The organism is Marinobacter maroccanus, from assembly GCF_002933275.1.
Classification (GTDB): Bacteria; Pseudomonadota; Gammaproteobacteria; order Pseudomonadales; family Oleiphilaceae; genus Marinobacter; species Marinobacter maroccanus.
The window spans coordinates 1-433 of the sequence record NZ_PSSX01000054.1; the positions used below are offsets into that span (position 1 = coordinate 1).

The window sequence follows — 433 nt, forward strand, 5'->3', positions numbered from 1 at the left end:
GAAGCCCTTGGGCTTACCNTCCCGGACCATATAGCCACTGTCCGGATCGGTACGGCTGATTTTGGTGTCTTTGGTCTTGGCTGGCTGCTCGGACAGCTTCGTTTTCAAAGGCTTTTTACCCTGNGCTTTGCGATCGCCTTCGATGGCATCTTCCAGGCTGTCCAGGTAGGCCNCCACCTTCTCCTCNGCCTGNTTCAGATCGTACTTGTTCTTGTTGGCNTTNGCCTTGAGGTGCGTGCTGTCGGTATAAAGCACTTCGNCACCCACCANGTCATAGCCCATCGCCTGAAGCACGATCTCATCNAAGATNTCCTGATAGATGCTGCTGTCCTGGAACCGCCGCCGGCGNTTCTGNCTCAGGGTGGAGGCATCCGGAATCTTGTCNGTCAGGTTGAAGCGCAAGAACCAGCGATACGCCACGTTGACCTGTATC

General features: G+C 55.6%; 1 protein-coding gene. It reads right to left on the bottom strand.

What is annotated here, in order from left to right; all coding sequences use genetic code 11:
• Window positions 1-433, bottom strand: a 433-nt coding sequence (locus KEHDKFFH_RS20005) for a transposase (protein ID WP_192875821.1), incomplete at both ends; no start/stop codon positions are given.